Genomic DNA, 2695 nt, shown 5'->3' on the forward strand with positions numbered 1-2695 from the left:
TGCAGGAGTGCCTCCTTTCCCTTCACCCTCAACAGCTCTTCCATGGTCCTCTGCACCTTCCTCAACGCCACACCAGGATCCTTTACCTCCTTCTCCAACTGCTGGAGGAGTTCCCCGATCTTCTCCTCCCTCTCCATCTCTACCACCTCCTTGGCCGGCACCTCCGGGACCAATTGGTCAGTCTCAGGGGCGCCCTCCTCCTGGTCTAACCCCTTCCCCTCCTTTCTCAGGAGTTGAGCCTCCTCCATTGCCTCTTCGAGGACAGACTGCACCCTCTCCAGGTCTTTCTTATCCTTCTTCAACTCCTGAAGGAGTTCCTCAATTTTAACATCCCCCCCCTTCTCACCCACCTCCTTGGCCGATGCCTCCGGGATTAATATGGCAGTCTCAGGGGCACCTTCATGCAACTCCCCCCTACTTACTGAACTAATAAACTCCTCCTCATCTATCCCCTTCCCCTTTTCGCTTGGGAGGTAGCCCTTCTTCAACGTCTCTTCGAGGATGGCCCGTGCCCTCTCCAGGTCCTCCTTGAAAACGACCCTCTCCTTCCCCCCTATATCGTAGTCCTCACCCCACATCCGGTCCCCTCGGCGGCGAAAGGGTATCTCTTCAAATTTCTTGAGGCTGCGAGAACCATCGCCATAGAGCCTCTTTAGGGTGCCTTTTACCTCTTTGCTCCATTCCTTGAATTTGGGATGTTGACGATCAAACCCTTCATGTTTCAGGGTATCGATCTCATCCCTCAGCCTCTGTAGTCTCTGTCGATCTTCTTCCCTGGTCATAATCAATGCCTGAAAGACCTTTGGCCGGTAAAGACCATGGTGACAGGAGGATTGGCCTCATTGCAGGCCTCAATAGACTCGAAATCCCTCTCCGACCCCCCGGGCTGAACAATCCCTGATACCCCCTCCTTGATCCCCACATCCACCCCATCACGGAAGGGAAAAAAGGCGTCGGAGACCATAATGGCCCCCTTAATCCCCCCCCTCTCCTCCTTCACCTGATTATCTATCTCCTCCTTCTGCACTAGGTCTCTCTTACCCTCTTCGATCTCCCGCTCAAACACCTTGTAAGGGATCCCATATCTCTGGAAACAGAGGGCATCGGCATACTTGGTATAGGCCTTGAAAACGGCGATCTCCGCCACACCCACCCGGTCCTGTTCCCCCGTACCAATACCCACGGTGGCTCCATTCTTCACGTAGAGCACGGAATTGGAGGTCACCCCCTGCTCCACACACCAGCCGAAGATCATATCATCATATTCCCTCTCGGTGGGAAACCTGACTATCCGATACTCCTTCCCCTGATAGAAGGCAACAGCGGGTTTTAAATCCTCTTTGGAGGATACCACATTGACGGGGGACTGTTGGACGATGATCCCCCCATCAATAAGGGATTTGAAGTCGATAAACCTGGCGGTTCGATACCGCTGCAGCCCTTCTATCCTCCCTATTTTGATGACCCTGAGGTTCTTTCTCCTCCGCAAGATCTCCATGGTCCCTTCTTCGTAGTCGGGGGCTACCACCACCTCCAAATAATTTTGACCCATCAACTCGGCAGTGCTCTTGTCCACAGGACGATTGAAGGCCACGCACCCACCGAAGGCGGCGATCCTGTCAACCATATTAGCCCTGTTATAGGCCTCGGCCAAAGTCTCCCCATAGGCTACTCCGCAGGGGTTGTTGTGCTTCATAATGCAGGCCGCTGGTGCCTTGGCGAGGAACTTCAAGATATTCAGGGCGTTATCAACATCTGTCATATTGATCTTGCCCGGGTGTTTGCCCACCTGTAACATATCATCCTCGGTAATGGCACTGACTAAACCATTGCCCGGTTCGATGAATTTGCAATCACCCAGAACCAAATTTCCATTGACCAGTTCATAAAGGGCCGCCTCCTGCCCGGGGTTCTCACCATACCTGAGCCCTTTCTCGATGAGTTCCTCCGTGCGCTCATCGGGGATCTTCCAGGTGCGTTTTCGATACACCAGGGTTTGATCCCCGAACTTGATGACCAACTCCCCGGGGAAGTGATCGTCCATAATGGTCCGGTAGGCCTTCTTATAGTCCTCCATTTGCCTTCCTCCTCACTTCTTCCTCTACCACCTCTACCAAGGTGGTTTCATCGAGCCCCTGAAGCTTGAATAGGTCCCCGGACTTCCCAGAAGCACCGTAAGAGGTGATCCCCATCTTTCTGAGGCGCACCTGCCAGCCCTCCTCGGCCAGGATGTTTCCCACCCTACTCCCCAATCCAGTATCTATATGGTGATCTTCATAGGTGACGATCAGGCCGGTCCGGGCAGCCTCTCGCAGAATATCCCTGTCTGGATCCAGGGGGCAGGAGAAATTGATCACCCGTATATAGTAGCCCTTCTCCCGCAGGACCTCCCACGCCTTTAATGCCCTGTGTAGCATCCCCCCCATGGTAATTATCGCCCCCATGTCCCCTGCCCTGATGAGGTCGCCCTTACCATATTCGAACCGATATTCGCTCCCAAAAAAGGGGGTGCCGTCCTCATTGATGATCACTGGTTCTTTTTCCCTCCCCATGGTCACTGAGAAGTTCCCCCAACGGTTCGCTATATAGCGGATCACCCTATCGGTCTGGTTGGGGTCAGCAGGGACGATCACCTTGAAACCAAAGAGGTTGCGCATCACCCCAAGATAGTCAATACAGTGGTGGGTCTTCCCAT

3 protein-coding genes are annotated in these 2695 nt (G+C 53.8%); all 3 read right to left on the bottom strand.

Annotation, left to right across the window (positions count from 1 at the left end; translation table 11 throughout):
- The coding region (locus JRI46_12430) for a hypothetical protein (GenBank protein ID MBW2040371.1) at window positions 1–782 on the bottom strand (782 nt) is incomplete at its 3' end.
- A gap of 2 nt (window positions 783–784) precedes the next feature.
- Window positions 785–2077: an IMP cyclohydrolase gene (locus tag JRI46_12435; protein ID MBW2040372.1), complete on the bottom strand. Its 1293-nt coding sequence runs from the start codon at window positions 2075–2077 to the stop codon at window positions 785–787.
- On the bottom strand, window positions 2064–2695 hold a 632-nt coding region (locus tag JRI46_12440; GenBank protein MBW2040373.1), incomplete at its 5' end, for a transketolase. The genes JRI46_12435 and JRI46_12440, both read right to left, overlap by 14 nt.

The organism is Deltaproteobacteria bacterium, from assembly GCA_019308925.1.
In the GTDB taxonomy this organism is placed as follows: Bacteria; Desulfobacterota; B13-G15; order B13-G15; family RBG-16-54-18; genus JAFDHG01.

Excerpts from the sequence above, each read along its gene's own strand:
- JRI46_12435 (MBW2040372.1), bottom strand. The coding sequence starts at position 2,077 with ATGGAGGACTATAAGAAGGCCTACCGGACCATTATGGACGATCACTTC.